This is a genomic window from Pseudidiomarina woesei (assembly GCF_001418345.1).
Classification (GTDB): domain Bacteria; phylum Pseudomonadota; class Gammaproteobacteria; order Enterobacterales; family Alteromonadaceae; genus Pseudidiomarina; species Pseudidiomarina woesei.
Genome location: NZ_LIPW01000002.1, coordinates 18,789 through 37,373 on the forward strand (window position 1 = coordinate 18,789; position 18,585 = coordinate 37,373).

The 18,585-nt window shown below is 46.5% G+C and carries 19 protein-coding genes; 8 read left to right on the top strand and 11 right to left on the bottom strand.

Going from position 1 to position 18,585, the window contains the following annotated elements; translation table 11 throughout:
• Positions 1-7 precede the first annotated feature (7 nt).
• Complete coding sequence (gene waaA / locus ASC40_RS04225; RefSeq protein WP_055438551.1) at positions 8-2,029, top strand: lipid IV(A) 3-deoxy-D-manno-octulosonic acid transferase; 2,022 nt, start codon at positions 8-10, stop codon at positions 2,027-2,029.
• A 6-nt stretch (positions 2,030-2,035) separates the two neighbouring features.
• On the opposite strand, the gene ASC40_RS04230 is transcribed toward waaA, so the two are convergent.
• The 4 genes from ASC40_RS04230 to mutY all read right to left on the bottom strand — a co-directional run bounded on the left by ASC40_RS04230 (position 2,036) and on the right by mutY (position 5,987).
• On the bottom strand, positions 2,036-3,289 hold the full coding sequence (locus tag ASC40_RS04230; protein ID WP_055438552.1) for a glutamate-5-semialdehyde dehydrogenase: 1,254 nt from the start codon (positions 3,287-3,289) through the stop codon (positions 2,036-2,038).
• On the bottom strand, positions 3,286-4,398 hold the full coding sequence (gene proB, locus ASC40_RS04235; protein WP_055438553.1) for a glutamate 5-kinase: 1,113 nt from the start codon (positions 4,396-4,398) through the stop codon (positions 3,286-3,288). Before proB ends, ASC40_RS04230 begins: the two co-directional genes overlap by 4 nt.
• Before the next feature lie 189 nt (positions 4,399-4,587).
• Positions 4,588-4,860: an oxidative damage protection protein gene (locus ASC40_RS04240; protein ID WP_055438554.1), complete on the bottom strand. Its 273-nt coding sequence runs from the start codon at positions 4,858-4,860 to the stop codon at positions 4,588-4,590.
• Positions 4,861-4,934: 74 nt separating this feature from the next.
• Positions 4,935-5,987 (bottom strand): A/G-specific adenine glycosylase, encoded by a 1,053-nt coding sequence (gene mutY / locus ASC40_RS04245; protein WP_055438555.1) that lies wholly within the window; start codon positions 5,985-5,987, stop codon positions 4,935-4,937.
• Positions 5,988-6,138: 151 nt separating this feature from the next.
• Here mutY and ASC40_RS04250 point away from each other — a divergent pair, with 151 nt between their 5' ends.
• Both ASC40_RS04250 and trmB read left to right on the top strand, forming a co-directional pair.
• On the top strand, positions 6,139-7,215 hold the full coding sequence (locus ASC40_RS04250) for an OmpA family protein (protein WP_055438556.1): 1,077 nt from the start codon (positions 6,139-6,141) through the stop codon (positions 7,213-7,215).
• 134 nt (positions 7,216-7,349) lie between these two features.
• Positions 7,350-8,066, top strand: coding sequence for a tRNA (guanosine(46)-N7)-methyltransferase TrmB (gene trmB, locus ASC40_RS04255; RefSeq protein ID WP_055438557.1), 717 nt, complete (start codon positions 7,350-7,352; stop codon positions 8,064-8,066).
• Between the two features lie 2 nt (positions 8,067-8,068).
• Here the strand turns inward: trmB and hemW are convergent, their stop codons facing one another.
• Together hemW and rdgB are read right to left on the bottom strand one after the other, a co-directional pair.
• Positions 8,069-9,214 (bottom strand): radical SAM family heme chaperone HemW, encoded by a 1,146-nt coding sequence (hemW, locus tag ASC40_RS04260; RefSeq protein ID WP_211256858.1) that lies wholly within the window; start codon positions 9,212-9,214, stop codon positions 8,069-8,071.
• Positions 9,211-9,813, bottom strand: coding sequence for an RdgB/HAM1 family non-canonical purine NTP pyrophosphatase (gene rdgB / locus ASC40_RS04265; protein ID WP_055438558.1), 603 nt, complete (start codon positions 9,811-9,813; stop codon positions 9,211-9,213). Before rdgB ends, hemW begins: the two co-directional genes overlap by 4 nt.
• 75 nt (positions 9,814-9,888) lie before the next feature.
• Between rdgB and ASC40_RS04270 the strand changes: the two genes are divergently transcribed.
• Positions 9,889-11,628: a potassium/proton antiporter gene (locus ASC40_RS04270; protein ID WP_055438559.1), complete on the top strand. Its 1,740-nt coding sequence runs from the start codon at positions 9,889-9,891 to the stop codon at positions 11,626-11,628.
• A 19-nt stretch (positions 11,629-11,647) separates the two neighbouring features.
• Here ASC40_RS04270 and ASC40_RS04275 read toward each other — a convergent pair whose 3' ends face one another.
• From ASC40_RS04275 to ASC40_RS04290, 4 genes are read right to left on the bottom strand one after another with little or no spacing between them, the layout of a single operon-like run.
• Entirely contained in the window at positions 11,648-12,091 is a 444-nt protein-coding gene (locus ASC40_RS04275; protein ID WP_072243375.1) for a DUF4426 domain-containing protein, read from the bottom strand.
• Positions 12,092-12,102: 11 nt separating this feature from the next.
• A complete protein-coding gene (locus ASC40_RS04280; RefSeq protein ID WP_055438560.1) occupies positions 12,103-12,654 on the bottom strand; it encodes a YggT family protein in 552 nt (183 codons plus the stop codon).
• Positions 12,655-12,676: 22 nt separating this feature from the next.
• Positions 12,677-13,504: a pyrroline-5-carboxylate reductase gene (proC, locus tag ASC40_RS04285; RefSeq protein ID WP_055438561.1), complete on the bottom strand. Its 828-nt coding sequence runs from the start codon at positions 13,502-13,504 to the stop codon at positions 12,677-12,679.
• A gap of 50 nt (positions 13,505-13,554) precedes the next feature.
• Positions 13,555-14,256 (bottom strand): YggS family pyridoxal phosphate-dependent enzyme, encoded by a 702-nt coding sequence (locus ASC40_RS04290; RefSeq protein ID WP_055438562.1) that lies wholly within the window; start codon positions 14,254-14,256, stop codon positions 13,555-13,557.
• 33 nt (positions 14,257-14,289) lie between these two features.
• On the opposite strand from ASC40_RS04290, the gene ASC40_RS04295 reads away from it, so the two are divergent.
• From ASC40_RS04295 to tsaD, 3 genes are all read left to right on the top strand, one after another.
• Positions 14,290-15,324, top strand: a complete 1,035-nt coding sequence (locus ASC40_RS04295) for a type IV pilus twitching motility protein PilT (protein ID WP_055438563.1) — start codon at positions 14,290-14,292, stop codon at positions 15,322-15,324.
• Between the two features lie 2 nt (positions 15,325-15,326).
• Positions 15,327-16,442 (top strand): PilT/PilU family type 4a pilus ATPase, encoded by a 1,116-nt coding sequence (locus tag ASC40_RS04300; protein ID WP_055438564.1) that lies wholly within the window; start codon positions 15,327-15,329, stop codon positions 16,440-16,442.
• 62 nt (positions 16,443-16,504) lie between these two features.
• The gene (gene tsaD, locus ASC40_RS04305) at positions 16,505-17,524 is read left to right on the top strand and encodes a tRNA (adenosine(37)-N6)-threonylcarbamoyltransferase complex transferase subunit TsaD (RefSeq protein WP_055438565.1); all 1,020 of its coding nucleotides are present in this window, start codon (positions 16,505-16,507) and stop codon (positions 17,522-17,524) included.
• A 16-nt stretch (positions 17,525-17,540) separates the two neighbouring features.
• Here the strand turns inward: tsaD and plsY are convergent, their stop codons facing one another.
• The gene (plsY, locus tag ASC40_RS04310) at positions 17,541-18,131 is read right to left on the bottom strand and encodes a glycerol-3-phosphate 1-O-acyltransferase PlsY (RefSeq protein ID WP_055438566.1); all 591 of its coding nucleotides are present in this window, start codon (positions 18,129-18,131) and stop codon (positions 17,541-17,543) included.
• Positions 18,132-18,226: 95 nt separating this feature from the next.
• Here plsY and folB point away from each other — a divergent pair, with 95 nt between their 5' ends.
• On the top strand, positions 18,227-18,583 hold the full coding sequence (gene folB / locus ASC40_RS04315; protein ID WP_055438567.1) for a dihydroneopterin aldolase: 357 nt from the start codon (positions 18,227-18,229) through the stop codon (positions 18,581-18,583).
• Positions 18,584-18,585: the final 2 nt, after the last annotated feature.

Consider the following 18,585-nt stretch of genomic DNA (forward strand, 5'->3'; position numbering starts at 1 on the left):
GTTTTTTATGACCTTCTGGTACCGACTGCTTATTCGTCTTGCTACGCCATTAGTGTTTGTTTATCTGTGGCTTCGTGGGGCGAAGGCGCCTGCCTACCGTCAGCGGTGGGCAGAGCGCTTAGCTAAGCAGCGTGTTCCAGTACAAGCGCGCGATGGCATTATTATTCATTGCGTTTCGGTGGGTGAAACAGTAGCGGCGCGAGGCCTCATTGAGGCTGTGTTAGCTGCTTATCCGCATTTACCAGTAACCCTTACCTCAATGACACCCACGGCATCTGATTTAGCACAAAAGCTCTTTGGTGAACGGGTTTTTCACACTTATTTGCCAATTGATACGCCCGGTGCAATGCGGCGATTTTTTAATAAATTTAACCCACGCATAATAATTATTTTAGAAACTGAGTTATGGCCATGCATGCTTGCGCAGGCAACCTTGCGTCAAATTCCCGTGATGCTTGTGAACGCGCGAATGTCTGAGCGCTCTGCTAAAGGCTATAAAAAATATGCGTGGTTGGTTGGGCCAATTTGGCAACAGGTGAGCTTTATTGCCGCACAAACGCAGGTTAGTGCAGATAACTTCAAGCAATTGGGGGTTGCACAAGAAAAACTAGCTGTTCGGGGTAACTTGAAACATGATATTCAGGTGCCGTTATCGACATTCGAACAAGCTGCGCAATGGCGTGAAAAGCTGAAACGTCCGATATTGTTGGCGGCCAGCACTCATCAAGGCGAAGACGAACAAATTCTGGATGCATTTAGGCAGATTTTAAACGATTACCCGACCGCACTTCTCATGATTGTTCCGCGTCACCCGGAGCGTTTCAACAGCGTTGCGCAGCTTATAGAGCAGGAACAGTTATGTTACACGCGGCGCAGTTTTGCAGAAGCAATACTGCCAAAGCATCAGGTTTTTCTTGCCGATACTATGGGTGAATTAATGCTCTGGTATGCGCTTGCTGACATTGCCTTTGTGGGCGGAAGTTTGATTGAACGAGGTGGGCATAATCCGTTAGAGCCCATTGCTACGAAAACGCCCGTAGTTTCAGGTCCGCATGTATTTAATTTTGAATCACTGTTTGCAAGACTTGAGCAATGCCAAGGGGTTCGTATTGCCGAAAATACACAGCAATTGGCAGATATTTGGCGTCAGCTTTTGGCACAGCGTGAATTAGCTGTAGCGCTCACAACCAAGGCCGAACAAGAGTTTAAAAACGACCAAGGCGCCACCGCTGCCATGCTAGATGATATTTTAACCGTATTGACGGCCCCAGATAACAGTGCGCAAAGGACAATGTTCATGATGAAAACCGAGAACCCAGACAAAAACACCACAATTTGGTTCGACCCAGATGTTTTAGCTGAATGCCCGAGCAGCTTCTTTGAGCCCGAATATTGGCAACAACAAAATAAAGTCAAAGGGTCTGCGACTGGCCGCAGTACTGCATTTTTTGTTGATGCAGGCGCGCACGGGTTATTATTGCGTCATTACTATCGTGGTGGCTTAGTTGGTAAATTTAATAAAGATCGCTTTAAGCGTGAAGCTATACCTCAAAGCCGTGCTATGGCAGAGTTCTCGTTGCTGCTAAAACTGCGCGAACTCAAATTACCGGTGCCACGCCCGGTTGCTGCTCGACACGTGAAAGCCTCTTTGTGGGGGTATCGCGCTGATATTTTGGTTGAAGTAATACCTAATGCACAAGATACATTTAAAGTTTTGCAGCAGCAGCAATTAAACGAACAAGAATGGTTCCATATTGGAAAAACAATTCGCCAGTTGCACGATGCCGGCGTATATCATTCCGACCTAAACTGTCACAATATTATGCTTGATGCAGATGGTGCGATATGGATTGTGGATTTCGACAAATGTGGATTCAAGCAGGCGGGAGAATGGCGCGAGGCTAACTTGCAACGTTTATTGCGCTCATTAAACAAAGAACTAAATAAAGCCAAAGAAGCCAACCGCGATTTTCATTTTGATGAAGCACGCGATTGGCCTTTATTAGAGCGCGGGTATCGCGCTAACTAAATGTCATTACTCGCGAATTTGGCCTGTGCCAGTCACGACAAATTTCTCCGTCGTTAGTGCTTGCAAGCCCATTGGGCCATACGCGTGTAGTTTACTGGTTGAAATGCCAATTTCAGCACCTAAGCCCAGTTGTCCACCATCACTGAAGCGTGAAGACGCATTCGCCATGGTTACTGCTGAGTCAACTTCACGAATGAATCGCTCTGCGGCATCTTTATTTTCGGTAACGATAACCTCGGTATGGCCGCTACCAAACTGATGAATGTGATCAAGCGCTTGGTCAAAATCAGCTACGGTACGCACGGCAATTTCAAGAGCCAAGTACTCTTCACCAAAGGCATCGTCCGCAATCACGTCGGCATTATCGAAGTATCCAGCTGATTTAGCATCGCTGTGAATAACCACACTTTTTTCAGCCAGCGCCTTAGCTACCTTAGGTAAAAACGTTGCCGCAATGTCTTGGTGCACCAGTAAACCTTCAAGTGCGTTGCAAACGCCTGTGCGTTGGGTTTTACCATTAAGCAAAATACTCAGTGCTTTGTCTAAATCAGCGTCTTTGTCGACATACAAGTGGCACACACCTTTATAGTGCTGAATGACAGGGATTTTACTGTTATCGCTGACGAAGTGAATCAAGCCTTCGCCGCCACGAGGAATAACCAAGTCGATGTACTTGTCCTGTTTGAGTAACTCATTCATGAGCTCGCGGTCAGGTGAAGGAACCACGGTGATCACATCTTCAGGTAAATCACTGTCACGCAGCGCCTGGTGCAATGCTTTAGCAATCGCTTTGCTGGTTTCTATTGCTTCGCGGCCACAACGTAAAATAACAGCGTTGCCAGATTTGAAACATAAGGCACCAGCGTCTGCTGTTACATTCGGGCGCGCCTCGTAAATCATGCAAATAACGCCTAGCGGAATACGCATTTTATCGACTTGAATGCCGTTAGGGCGTGTTTCAAAAGCTTTACGCTCACCGACTGGGTCAGCAAGTTCAATGATTTCTTCTATAGCGCTCGCCATACCTTCAACTCGCTCAGCATTGAGCTGCAAACGATCTAACATGGCGTCCGACAGGCCTTTTTCACGCCCAGCAATCATGTCTTGTTCGTTAACCTTCAGAATGTCGTCTTGAGCGGCGCGAATGGCATCGGCCATGCGCTGCAATACCTGGTTCTTTTTTGCTTCTGATAAGGTTGCTACTGCACGCGCAGCTACGGCTGCACGTTTTGAGATTTGTTCTGCTAACTGGGTACTCATTCGTCCTCCAGAATCATTAAATCGTTACTTTCGATGACTTCAGTGATTGGGCTGTAACCATAAGCTTCTGCGATATCGCTTACTTCTTGGCCCTTTATGTGCATCAATTCGTGCGAACTGTATTGGCAAATACCTTTGCCAATCGCTTCGGCATTGCTGCCACTGCGAATCACCACCGCGTCGCCGCGATTAAAGTCACCTTGAATATCAACAATACCGCTGGTGGTTAGGGCTTCACCTTTACCTAACGCGTCGGCTGCTATGTCATCAATAACCAGCTCGCCTTGAGCAATAAGCGTGTGGCGTAACCAGTGCTTCTTGTTACTCATAGGGTCTTGCTGGCGCTTAAACAGCGTGCCGGGGTTGTTGCCACGGAGCATGTGCTCAAACGTTGCACCCTTGCGGCCATTTACGATGTATGTGTCAATACCATGCGACGTTGCTTTTTCGGCGGCCTCGATTTTTGTACGCATACCGCCGGTCGCGATTTTATTTGTGGTGCCGCCGGCTAAAGCAAAAATTTCTTCGGTAATTTCATCAACTTGAGAAATCTTTTTGGCATCAGGTTTTACTCGCGGATCAGCATCAAACAAACCATCGATGTCTGAACAGATAATCAGAGCATCGGCATCCACTAGGGTTGCCACCATAGCCGCTAGGTTGTCATTGTCACCCACTTTCATTTCATCTGTTGCTAATGCGTCGTTTTCATTAACCACAGGTAATACATCGTGTTCTAACAATGTTTTTAAAGTGTTGCGAACACTCACGTAACGTGCGCGATCACGCAAATCACCATGGGTCATCAACACTTGAGCGCATGAGAAGTCGAAGAACCGTGACCAATTAGCCATCATGTCGTTTTGTCCCACGGCAGCCATCGCTTTTTTGACGGTGACGGGAATGGTTTCACCTTCGTAAGCAATATGCTTGCGACCGGCAGCAGCGCTGCCTGATGAAACTAAGACAATTTCTTGACCGCGTTCGCGACATTCAATAATAAAACGCGCGATCGCTAATAAGTATTTACTGCTCGTTCCTGTATCGTCTGGCGCAATCAACGCACTGCCTACTTTAAGTACAGCACGCTGCCAGGAAGGCATCTCCATAACTACTCCCTCTTGAAAAATTCATATGTAGTCTAACAAATTTTACGGTGTTTCTCTAGGTTCGCGTGATAATCAGAAGATATGGTGAATATAAACCAGATAAAAATAACGAATGAAGCACACTCTTTGCGGAAGTTTTACTGAATAGCAGGTATAAAAAACCCCGCGAGGCGGGGTTTAGAGGACTAATTACTTACTCGGAGGGGTGTAACCTTCAATATCAACCTCTTTTCCTTCAAAAAGGAAAGCTTTCATTTGCTCTTCAAGAAAACTGCGGGCGGTTGGGTCCATTAGGTTTAAACGCTTTTCATTAATCAGCATAGTCTGCTTCTTTTGCCACTGTGCCCATGCTTCTTTTGAAATGTTATTAAAAATCTTCTCGCCTAATTCGCCAGGATAAAACTGAAAATCAAGGCCCTCAGCCTCTTTTTTTAAATACTCACAATATACGGTACGACTCATGATGACCTCATGTCTAGAAGCTTCGAGGCTGCCATTTTACGGCGCATGAAGACAGCATTGCAAATTCATTACCATTACGAATTGCGCAACAGCTGTAATTGTGTATCAAGATATTTACGAATTGGCGCTGGTAATCCAACTTGATCAAGATCTTCGAGCGCAATACGTTTTAGCGATGTGTGATGTAGGCGTTCGGCCTTACTTTCTGAGCTTGCACTATATACCAGAGCCTTAAGCCGATAATGGGAAAAAACATGTTTGAATGAGCCATGTTCAGCAAAAATGCCAGACGCTTTTTTTAATTCGGGAAAGCTCCAAAGGCGCGGCCAAATGCCATCACCTGGACGTTGTTCAAGCAACAAGCCGGCATTAGTTAACGAAAACAAAAAATAGCCTTGCTTGGTTGGTATCTGCTTTTTTCGCTTTGCAGTTGGCAATGTGTCTACTCTGTTTGTCGCTAAAGCATTGCATGTTTCTTGTAGTGGACATTCGTCACAGTTTGGCTGACGCGGTTTACAAATGGTCGCCCCTAAATCTAAAAGGCCTTGAGCATAAGAGCGGTTGCTATGGTTTGGGGTATAGTTTTCAGCTAATTGCCATAGCTGTCTATTTATACTTGTTGTGGTTAAATCTCCGACGATGCCAAAGTAGCGAGCAAATAAACGTTTCACATTACCATCCACAATGGCTGCTGGCTTGTCGAATGCAAATGCGGTGATTGCACCGGCTGTATAGGGACCAACGCCGGGCACCTCGCGCAACAACTCTGGCAAGTCAGGAAGCTGCCCGTTACACTCAGCGACAACATATTGCGCTGCGCGATGCAGATTTCGCGCTCGCGAATAATAGCCAAGGCCTTGCCAAGCACTCAACACTTGATCTTCTTCGGCGTTTGCTAACGTATTGAAATCTGGGAATTTAGCAATCCAGTTGTGAAAATATGGAATAACGGTGCTGACTTGTGTCTGTTGTAACATCAACTCACTAACTAACACATGGTAGGGGTGATTGAGTTGTTGCCAAGGTAAGTCATGACGACCGTGTTGACGCTGCCAGCTAATCACTCGCTTGGCGAACTTATTTGGTGCCAATGGAATAGGCGAATTTGCGTTGTTTTTCTGTGTCATGACAATTTCGTAAGTAGGTTGTTAAAAAAATTGAAAATAAACTGTAAAGTAGTATGGATACAGGAATTTTTTTTGTATTTGATCTATACTATGTAAAAGTTTCAAGCATTACACCTTGAATCCGACAATGAGAAAATATAAGGAGCATCTCATGAAACGGTTATCTATTGTATCAGCAGCGGTACTTTCTGCGCTTGTTATCGCACCAAGTATGGCAAAAACAGGTAACGAACCCGGTAGTATTTACGTAGGACCTCGTATTGGTTTGTTTGGAACGGACTCTGATCGTCGAGTGATCGAAGACAATCGCATTCAGTCATTCGGTGGTGGCTTTGATTCGGCAATGGGCGGTATTGAAGCTGGTTTTCAATTCACTCCAGAGTGGGGATATCGAGTGTACTACGATTACCTGCGCGGTGATCTTGAAACATCTGGCTCTTCAACCTCAACGGGTAGTGCGTTGGGTATTGATTTACTTTACAACTTCACGCCAAAATTTTATGGCTCAATTGGTATCAACGGAACCGAGTTTAGCGATGTAAGCAACCGCTTCTTGCGTGTTGGTGCTGGTTATAAAGAATTTTTGAATGAAAACTGGGCTCTAAGTATTGAAGGTGCGGTTCAACAAAGCGACGGCGACTTGACTGAGTTTATGTTCATGACCGGTTTACGCTACTACTTTGGTGGTGCGCAGCAACCTACGTACACCAAGCCAGAGCCTGCGCCGGCACCAGTAGCCCCACCTAAGCCTGAGCCAGTTGACTCAGATGGTGATGGCGTTATGGACGATAAAGATAAGTGTCCGAACACGCAGCTAGGCTACAAAGTGGACGCTGATGGTTGTGTTATGTATGCCAACGAAACAGTGACTCGTGAACTTGTTGTAACCTTTGGTTTGAACTCAGCTGAAATTTCTGCTGATCAAAAGTCAGATATTCGCGAAACTGCCGAGTTCTTACGTGAATATCCACAGTTAGATATCGTTATCGAAGGTCATACCGACGACACTGGTGCTGCAACATATAACCAGCAACTGTCTGATCGCCGTGCTAAGTCAGTTGGTGACAGCTTGATTAACGACTTCGGTATTGCTGCGGAGCGTGTGAGTACTGTTGGTTACGGTGAGAGCCGTCCTAAGTACCCAAATAACTCGTCAGAGAACCGCGCGAAGAACCGTCGCATTGAAGCCGTCATGTCGGTTACTAAGCGTGTACCTATCGAAAACTAAGTTTATTCGGTAGTTAACGTCGAATAAAAAGACAGTGAATAAAGGCGTGCCAAACTTGCGTTTGGCGCGCCTTTTTGCATAATGAGCGCCGCAACCTAAATTCATAATCTATTTAAATAACGCACAGAGGCCGCATGAGTTCGGACAATCTAGAAAAAGCCCAAGCCGAAGGGAAATACATTCGCAAAATACGTAGTTTTGTGAAGCGAGAAGGGCGCCTTACTAAAGGCCAAGCTGCTGCGTTAGAACGTACTTGGCCACGTATGGGCTTAACTCACGAGCAAGGTTTTGTTGATCTTGAGACTGTATTTGGCCGACAAGCTCCAACTGTGCTTGAAATTGGTTTTGGCATGGGCAAATCGCTAGTAGCTATGGCTCAAGCTGCACCTGAAAAAAACTTTATTGGTATTGAAGTTCATCGCCCAGGCGTTGGTGCGTGCCTAATGGATGCGGAAGAAGCAAAGTTAACTAATTTGCGTGTATATGAACATGACGCAGTGGAAGTGCTACACGACTGTATTGCCGATAATAGTTTGGCGACAGTACAGGTGTTTTTTCCAGACCCATGGCATAAGAAACGCCACCACAAACGCCGACTCATTCAACCTGAGTTTGTTGAAGCTTTGCGTAAAAAGCTAGCGATTGGTGGTGTTTTGCACTTAGCAACAGACTGGGAAAACTATGCCGAGCATATGCTGGAAGTAATGAGTGCAGCGCCCAATTGGCGTAATCTTGCTGCCGACAATACCTATATTCCGCGGCCCCAAGAGCGTCCACTAACCAAGTTCGAACAGCGTGGAGAGCGCCTAGGACATGGCGTGTGGGACCTTAAATTTGAGCGCATCGCTTAAGCTTAATCAAGCAAGGTATCGAGTATAGAATTCAAATAACGACGCCCAAGCGCCGTAGTGCGCCAATGGGTGTCGCTTTCTTCGATTAACCCTTTTTGTTTGGCCGCAGCTAATAAACCCGAAGCATGTGAGCTTGAAATTCCCGTGAGTTGCTCAAAAGCTACTTTAGGAACCGTTTCAAAAAGGCGTAAATAGTTCATGAAAAATTCGAACGGTAACTCGTTCGCCGCGACATCCCAAGTGCGATACCGAAGCGGTCGAGTTAGGTCCAAATAGCCCTGCGGGTGTTTAATTTTCTCACACCGCAGAATGCGCTGCTCAGCGGGTAAGGTTATTTTACTATGAGCGCCGCAGCCAATGCCTAAATAATCACCAAAGGTCCAGTAATTACGGTTATGCGCACTTTGATGGCCAGGTTTGGCGTAAGCACTTACTTCGTATTGTTCATAGCCTGCCGCTATTAGCTTTTCGTGGCCACGTTCTTGAATGTCCCATAGCGATTCATCTTCGGGTAATTGCGGTGGTCGGCTGGCAAATGCGGTATTCGGCTCAATAGTTAATTGATACCAAGAAATATGCGGTGGGTTAAGAGCAATAATTCCGTCTAAATCGGCCATGGCTTGCTCGACCGACTGATCGGGTAGCCCATGCATCAAATCAAGATTAAAGCTACGCAGACCAAGCGTAGCAGCGTGAGCGGCAGCTGTACGAGCTTGTTCAGGGTCATGAATACGACCTAAACTTTGCAACTGTTCAGCTTGTAGGCTTTGAACTCCAATAGACAGTCGATTTACACCGGCCTTAACAAATCCAGCAAAACGTTCGGTTTCAAAAGTGCCGGGGTTTGCTTCAAGGGTAATTTCGCACTCAGGCGTTAGTGGTACAATATTTTCTATTCCACGTAATAACGCAGTAATCGCATCTGCGCTAAATAAGCTAGGCGTACCGCCACCGATAAAGATGCTACTTAATGGTCGCTGTTGGGCCCAACTCTTATCTGTACGGAGGTCGTCTAATAATCGCGCCACATATTCTTGCTCGGGTATGTCATGCTTGAGAGCGTGCGAATTAAAATCGCAATAAGGGCATTTTTGAATACACCAAGGTATATGTACATAGAGCGATAACGGTGGCTGTTGCATGATCATTTAGGGGCACGCAATTGTAGTTGTTGTACCAGACCACGTAAAGCTTGACCGCGATGACTTAGCTGGCGTTTTTGATCTGCCGACAACTGCGCCGCAGTACAATGCTCGCTGGGTACCCAAAAAATAGGATCATAACCAAAGCCACCTTCGCCTGCTGACTGTTCGGTGATTTGTCCGCGCCATTGTCCATGGCAAACAATTGGGGTTGGATCTTGCGCATGCGTTAGGTAAACCAAAACGCAGTGAAAACTCGCCTGGCGTTGCTCAGTTGGAATAGTCTTCATTGCGTCGAGCAGCTTTGCGATATTGTCTTGGTCGCTGCATTGAGGGCCTGCATAGCGCGCAGAATAAATACCCGGTGCACCTTGGAGAGCATCAACTGCTAGCCCAGAATCATCTGCTAAAGCAGGTAAACCGGTATGCGCTGCTGCATGGCGAGCTTTGATTATGGCATTTTCGATAAAGGTTAGGCCGGTTTCTTCGGCCTCTTCGAACTGCCATTCAGACTGTGCCCGAACATGCCATCCAAATGGTTGAAGTAAACCTTCAAGTTCAATTACTTTACCTTTGTTGCCGGTAGCGAGTACGAGTTCTTGCATGAAATTAGTCACCAATGTTTCATCATTGGCTGCTATTATACGGGCGTAACGCCGAGTCACCAAGGAGATAAATAGTTGGCGAGTATCAATGGAATAATGCTTTTAATGGGGTCGTTACTACTGATCAGTATATTAGCTGCAGTAGTTTCAAACCGTTTGGGCGCCCCTTTATTACTAACCTTTTTAGTGGTTGGCATGCTGGCTGGCGAAGAAGGCGTATTGGGTATTCAGTTCAGTAACCCTGAACTGGCATTTTTCATTGGCTCATTGGCGCTGGTCATTATTTTGTTTGATGGCGGCATGCGCACTCATAAGGAACGCTTTCGGGTAGCTTTATGGCCTGCAATAAGCTTAGCGACTATTGGTGTTGCTCTCACTTGTGCTTTGACTGCGGCTGGAGTGGTTTGGTTTTTCGACTTGCCATGGCCGACTGCGTTGCTTATTGGTGCGATTTTGAGTTCGACAGATGCTGCTGCAGTATTTGGTATATTTCAATCGCAGAATTTACGTATTAAACAACGTGTAGCCTCAACGCTGGAAATCGAATCGGGCACGAATGACCCGATGGCCATTATTCTCACCATGACATTAACCTCGATGATTGCTGCAGCGGATAGCTTTTCTTGGGGGTGGATGACTGTAGATGTGCTGCAGCAACTTGCTATTGGTTATCTTGCCGGTTGGGTTGGCGGTCGTTTCTTCGTATGGATGGCCCAAAAAATAACCGTGCAGTTTTCATTTTTCCCTTTGTTAGCTGCAGCTACTGCGGTGGTAATTTTTGCGTTAGCCAGTGCTATTGGCGGCAGTGGCTATTTGGCCGTGTATTTAATGGGTTATAAAATTGGTAACTCACGCTTGCCACAACTGCCACATATTTTGCAGGTACAAGACGGTTTAGCATGGCTAAGCCAAATCATGATGTTCTTAATTCTTGGGCTATTAGTCACGCCGTCACACTTGATGCAGCACTGGGCCTTGTCATTATCGGTCGCTGTGATGATGATATTTGTTGCGCGTCCACTAGCGGTGTTAATTAGTTTGGCACCGTTTTCGTTCCCGTGGAAAGAACAAGTATTCGTAGGTTGGGTAGGATTGCGCGGAGCGGTACCGATAATTCTTGCCCTGTATCCATGGCTAACAGGGTTACCTAATCAAGAGTTATATTTTGATATAGCGTTCATGGTGGTTATGGTTTCACTGATTGTGCAAGGTTGGTCATTGGCTCCCATGGCCCGTTGGCTTGGTTTGGAAATTCCAGCTCCGGCGGAGCCCGACCGACGTATGCCGCTTGACCGAGTTGGTAGTAAAGACCCTATGGAGTTATGGGCCTATCAAGTGACTGAACGCTCTCCTGCTTGTGATCACTATTGGCTAGAGCTACGTCTCGATGTACCGGCCGAATTCTTGGGCGTTATTCGTAACGGTGAGTGGTTATTGCCCAACCAACAACCACAGCTTTGTGAGGGCGATACTGCTTTGGTAGTGGCCAAAGTTGAGCATGTTGATGCTATTAGCAAGGTGCTGGCCGCAGGTGGCAAAACAACTGAACTTCAATCAAGCGAGTTCTTTGGTGACTTCAGTTTGCGAGGTGACTTAACCCTAGCAGAGGTCGCTAGTTTTTATACCTTAGGCGAATTGGAGGAAAGCATTCAAGCGCTAACCTTAAATGATTACTTTACGCAAAAATTCCATCGCCGAGTCGTGGTGGGCGACCATTTGCAACTGGGCACAGTGCGCTTGACCGCGCGCGAAGTTACTGATGATGGCTTCATTCAGCAAGTGGGTATTAAGTTAATGTCAGGTTCTGGCAAATAAAACAAAAATTAGGGCCACATTAATTGGCCCAAAATTCTTTGTGAAAGCGCAGTTCATGGCTTTCGTTGCCTTGCTTAATAGTAATAAAAAAGCGCAAAGTTTCTAGATTAGTAAAGCGTGTTTGCGTTAAGTAATAAACAGCGTCGCCTTCTACGACTTCTTTAAAGTCTAGACGAGTTTGTTGGCTTAATGGATTCATGACATATCCACTTACTTCAACGCGCTGAGCCGGCTTGTTTGGAAGGGTTGCGTCAAGCACAGAAATATTTAATGTTGCTAAAGTTTCACTACGCGAAAGCCCATATTGTGAGGCCATCTCGGCTCGCAATAGCGTTGAATTAAACGCATTATAATGTACTTCCCATGAGCCTAACCGCTTGCTTTGTTCGGCATAACTAGAGGGCGCAAAACCTGCAGTAGCAAACGTCAAAACAATAAAACCTAATAGCATCAGATTTTTCATGTAAACCTCGCTTAGAGCCCCATACCCATGCTAAATAAGTTATTAAGGAGAATGCGGGCAAACTGAATAGCTACAATCAGCACTAAAACTGACAAATCTAGCCCACCAATCGGCGGAATAAGACGACGAATGGGCGCTAAAAATGGCTCTGTTAGCTGAGCCATTAACGCAGTCATTGGGTGATAGCCAGTATTAAACCAACTCATAATGGCGCGAATGATCGTTATCCAGAATAGCAACGAAAGGAACTGAAATAGCACCACCGCTAACCCCATAATGATGATGTCGCTCACCATGGGTAGCATGCCAGCGGTTAAACTCGATAAGGCGATAATTTTGCCAATGCCGACCACATAAGCAAGCACGATGGATGCCAAATCCCAATGGCCAAGGGTCGGTAATATACGACGCAAAGGCAGTATCAGAGGGTTGGTGACCTTCACCACGAATTGACTCATAGGGTTGTAAAAATCAGCGCGCGAGGCCTGCAACCATATGCGCAGCAACACGGTGATCAAAAATAAGTCGAAAGCAATTTCAATGAGAAAATTTAAAGCATCCATCAGAGGTCTCTAACTTGTGAGTTTAAAATAGTTTGGCCATTTCTTGGTTACGCTGCACTGCCGCTTTCACAGCGTTTGCCGAAATATCGTCGATATCGGCGCCCTGGTAAACCTCAATGCCCTTGGCAGTAGAACCACCTTTACTGGTTACCTGCTTACGTAAATCTTCTAATTCAAGTTCGCTAGCAATGGCCATTTCAGCTGCACCGAGTGCGGTTTGTTGAACCATTTGACGTGCTTTTTCACGATCAAAGCCTAGTGCTGTTGCGGCTTTTTGCAAGCTGGCCATAAATTCAAAGAAGTAGGCTGGGCCACTACCGGCTACGGCACCTAGAATATCAAGCTCGTCTTCGTTCGCGACCCATAAAGTTGCGCCAACACCGTCAAAGGCTTCGGTAATGTACGAGCGGTCGTCTTCACTAACGCGGTCATCAGCGACCAAGCCAGACATGCCTTTACCTACTAAAGAAGGGGTGTTTGGCATGACGCGAATCATGCGAATGTCGTCACCGAGGTATTGGCGATATTTCTCAATGCGAATGCCAGCAGCAATAGTTACAATTAATTTATCTGCAAGGTTTGGTACTTCTGCACGCAGCGCGGCGCAGACATCCGCCATAAGTTGCGGCTTTACTGATAGTACAATGACATCCGCAGTAGCTGCTACTTCAGCGTTGTTATGGCTGGTATGTACGAGTAATTCACTGCTTAGCTTATCAAGTTTAGGTTGGCTTGGATTGCTCACGTATATGAGCTCGCTAGGGTAGCCACTTTTCACCATGCCTCCAACAATACTTTGGGTCATATTGCCTGCACCAATAAATGCTATTTTACGAGGCGATGTTGTCATGTTGCTTCTCCTGTTTTTTTGTTTTTTGGGCTAGTTGTTGCAATTGGCGCTTAAGGCGCAGTACGGCTGCCAAATATGGCGGTACCAATGCGCACCATGGTGGCACCGTGTGCCACCGCAATTGGCCAATCATTACTCATACCCATGGATAAAGTATCTACCTGTTTATATTGGGCTTGTAACTCAGAAAACAACCGTTGCATAGCAGCAAAGCTTGGCGCGCTGTTCGCGGCCTGCACATGAGCGGTTGGAATGGTCATTAAACCGCGTAGGGTTAACTGCGGCAGTTCACTTATAAGTGCAGCCAACTCCATCACCTGTTGCGGTTGCACCCCGGCTTTTGATTGCTCGTCGTCAATATTGACTTGAATGAGCACATTTAGCGGAGGCATGTCGGAAGGCCGCTGGTGCGCAAGGCGGGTTGCAGTTTTTGCGCGGTCAACGCTATGCACCCAAGTAAAATGTGTTGCGATATCGCGGGTTTTATTTGACTGAATTGGACCAATAAAATGCCAACAAATGTCGTTGTTAGGCAACGCTGCTGAAACTTGCACAATCTTTGCAATTGCTTCTTGTACATAGTTTTCACCAAAATCACGCTGTCCAGCAGTGTAAGCAGCAACAATATCTGTCGCAGGTTTAGTCTTGCTAACGGCAATCAATTGTACGCTTTCGGAAGGCATTTGGTGAGCATTTGCTACCTCAGTAATTTTACTACGGACTTCTTTTATGCGTTCAGCTATGCTATTCATCAATGAAATAACTCACTTACAAGAGGCTGTTACATGGATATCACTGAGTTACTCAGTTTTGCTGTTAAGCATAAATCATCAGACTTACATTTATCAGCAGACTCGCCTCCTATGATACGGGTAGACGGTGACGTTCGTAAAATAAATATCCCAGCGCTGAGCCATAAGCAGGTGCAAGAACTTGTTTACGACATTATGAACGATCGCCAACGCAAAGAATACGAACAAAATTTAGAGTGCGATTTTTCATTTGAAGTACCTGACTTGGCACGTTTCCGGGTTAACGCCTTTGTGCAAAACCGCGGTGCCGGCGCAGTATTCCGTACTATCCCGAGTGAAGTGTTAACACTTGAGCAGTTAGGGGCACCGGAAATTTTTAAAACCATTTCAGAAAATCCGCGTGGCCTAGTTTTGGTTACCGGGCCAACGGGTTCGGGTAAGTCAACAACCTTGGCGGCGATGATCGACTATATTAATGAAAGTAAGCATCATCACATTTTAACCATCGAAGATCCGATAGAATTTGTACACAAAAATAAGCGCAGCTTAATCAACCAACGGGAAGTACACCGCGATACCCACAGCTTTAGTAACGCGCTACGCTCGGCTCTGCGGGAAGACCCTGATGTTATTCTAGTGGGTGAGATGCGTGACCTAGAAACCATTCGCTTAGCGATGACTGCAGCGGAAACAGGTCACTTGGTGTTTGGTACTTTGCACACCACTTCAGCACCGAAAACCATTGACCGTATTGTGGATGTATTTCCTGGTGATGAGAAGCCAATGATTCGCTCAATGCTGTCAGAATCGCTGCGCGCCGTCATATCACAAACGCTGTTGAAGAAAGTAGGCGGCGGACGGGTTGCGGCTCATGAAATTATGATCGCCACATCAGCGATTAAAAACTTGATTCGCGAAGACAAAATTGCGCAAATGTATTCGTCAATTCAAACTGGGGCTGCGCATGGTATGCAAACCCTTGATCAATGCTTACAGAACTTATTAAACCAAGGTTTGGTTGGGCGTGCCGATGCCAAAGCCAAAGCTGCCAATAAGGATTCCTTCTAATTATGGTGTTAGATAAGCTACTGAAAATAATGGTTGAGCGGAACAGTTCAGATTTATTTATTTCTGCAGGGCTACCACCAAGCGCCAAAATTAATGGTGAGCTGACCCCGTTAACCGAACAAAAGCTTAGTGACAACGCAGCGCTGGCTATTGTGAAAGAAGCTTTAGGTGACAAACACCTCAAAGAATTTATGGACGAAAAAGAAGCTAATTTTGCAATTTTTCGTGAAGGTATAGGGCGCTTTCGGGTTAGTGCATTTTGGCAACGTCAGCGCGCCGGTATGGTGGTGCGTCGCATTGTCACCCAAATACCCACTGTAGAAGAGTTAAAGTTACCTGAAGTGTTGACCAAGCTGATCATGAATAAGCGTGGATTGATGTTAGTTGTTGGTGGTACCGGTACTGGTAAATCAACAACGTTGGCTGCGCTTATTGGTTATCGTAATCAGAACTCTAAGGGCCACATTTTAACCATTGAAGACCCCGTTGAATTTGTCCACGAGCATGCAAAATCAATGATTACGCAACGCGAAGTAGGGGCCGACACTGAATCTTTTGAGGCGGCATTGAAAAGCTCATTGCGCCAAGCACCAGACGTTATTCTAGTGGGTGAAATTCGCTCGCAAGAAACTATGGAGTATGCGCTAACTTTCGCTGAAACTGGCCATTTGTGTGTGGCGACGCTGCACGCGAACAACGCCAACCAAGCGATTGAACGCATTATGCATATGGTACCGAAAGAGAAAATTGGCAAACTCATGTTTGATTTGTCGCTAAACTTACGCGGCATTGTTGCACAGCAGTTAGTACCCACTATTGATGGCGGGCGTGCTGCGGCAATTGAAATTTTGCTGAATAGCCCAATTGTGGCCGAGAAAATTGCCACCAATGATATGGGCGAAATTAAAGAAATTATGGCGAAGTCTCGCGAGCTTGGCATGCAAACATTTGACCAAGCGTTGTTTGATTTGTACAAAGCTGGGCGCATTAGTTACGAAGAAGCATTGCGCCATGCTGATGCTCCAAATGACCTGCGCTTACGCATTAAACTAAGTGGTGATAGTAACGCTAATGACGACGATAGCGCGCTGCAAGGTGTCACTGTCGATCTCGACTGACTTTAGGTAAAAACTAAGCTAAACTGTGCGCCGTTTTTTCGTCCCAAAGTGAGAGAGTTATCATGCGTGTGCTAGGAATTGAAACATCCTGTGATGAAACGGGTATCGCGATTTATGATACCGAGCAGGGGTTATTGGCACATCAGCTTTATTCACAAGTTAAACTCCATGCGGATTATGGTGGTGTTGTGCCGGAGCTGGCATCGCGCGACCATGTGCTTAAAACCCTGCCGCTTATTCAAGCAGCGCTAAAGCAGGCGCAATTAACCGCGCAAGATATTGACGGCGTTGCCTATACGGCAGGCCCCGGTTTAGTTGGTGCTTTGCTCGTCGGTTCATGTATTGGGCGCAGTTTAGCGTTCGGTTGGAACGTACCAGCAATTGCCGTGCACCACATGGAAGGCCATTTGTTGGCGCCAATGCTTGAGGAGAATCCCCCCGAGTTTCCTTTCGTCGCGTTATTAGTGTCGGGCGGGCACACTCAGTTAGTGCGTGTTGATGGTATTGGCCGTTACCAGTTATTAGGTGAATCGGTGGACGATGCGGCCGGCGAAGCCTTCGATAAAACCGCTAAGTTAATGGGGCTAGATTACCCCGGTGGTCCACGCTTGGCTGCTATGGCTGAGAAGGGAAATGAGAGTACGCATCAGTTTCCGCGACCAATGACAGACCGACCAGGCTTAGATTTCTCATTTAGCGGGCTGAAGACCTTTGCGGCGAACACTATTTCTAGCTCGGACGGCTCAGCGCAAGCTCTTGCCGATATTGCCCGAGCATTTCAAGATGCTGTTGTAGATACCTTAGTTATAAAGTGTCGCCGAGCGCTTGAACAAACGGGTTTAAAGCGATTGGTCGTGGCTGGCGGAGTGAGCGCTAATAAACATTTACGAGCTCAGCTAACGGAATTTACTCAAGGCATTGGTGGACAAGCATATTTTCCACGGCCTGAATTTTGTACCGATAACGGAGCAATGATTGCGTTTGCTGGCGCGCAGCGTTTAGTTGCTGGGGAAACAACCGATATTCAGATTAAAACCTACCCACGTTGGCCGCTATCGGATCTGTTAGCGCCGCACGGATAATTGTTTGCAGGCATTTTTAATCTTGGCGCCGTGTGCGCTTTTCTTGGCCTGTGCGCAAACGCACGATATTTGACTGATGCCGCCACATGATGAGCACTGAAATCATGATAACCGGAACCGTATATTGAGGTTTTATCCAGTATGCGTAGAAGGGCGCTAAACTTACGGTCACAATTGCAGCTAAAGACGACACACGGCCCACGCGAAACACCAGTAACCATGTTGCAATAAGCAACAGAGCCATCTCCCATGCAACGGGGAACATGGCGCCTAAGGCGGTGGCGACAGCCTTGCCCCCGCGAAATTGAAAATATAGCGGGAAGATATGCCCCAAACAGGCTGCAACGGCAATAATACCTAAATAAAACGGCTCAATCCCAAGAAAATAAGAGCCCCAAACCGGAATCATGCCCTTCAAGACATCAAACCAAAGTGTGAGTGCAGCGGGAATCTTACCGCCGAGCCGATAAACGTTGGTGGCGCCAGGATTATTTGAGCCAGAAGTGCGTGGGTCAGGCAGGCCAAAAAGGCGGCAGATCAGCACAGCGCTGCTGATAGAGCCGAATAAATAGGCTGAAATGATGGCTAATACAATTAAAGCGCCCATATATGTGCGTTTGCTTCTGCTGTGCTTTCCGTTAATATGCAAAGCCCATAGCATAAGCGCTTTGCCGCTGAATTTCTATTAATACGGAAACGAGTATGGATAAAGTCTACGTCACAGGTCTAAAAGTTGATGCATTCATTGGCGTTTACGACTGGGAACATGAACAAACTCAACCTCTTATTCTTGACCTTGAAATGGACTGGGATAATCGCAAGGCGGCAGAATCAGCGCAACTTAACGACGCGCTTGATTATGATGCGTTGAGCAAAGCCGTGGTTCAGTTAATTCAGGCTCGCCCACGCGCGCTCATTGAAACGATAGCTGAAGAAGTAGCACAGTTAATATTACAAGAATTTAAGACACCGCGCGTTCGTGTGAAAGTAGCTAAACCACAGGCTGTGCCGGCGGCGCAATATACCGCGGTTGAGCTCGTACGTTCGCAGGCTCAATAATA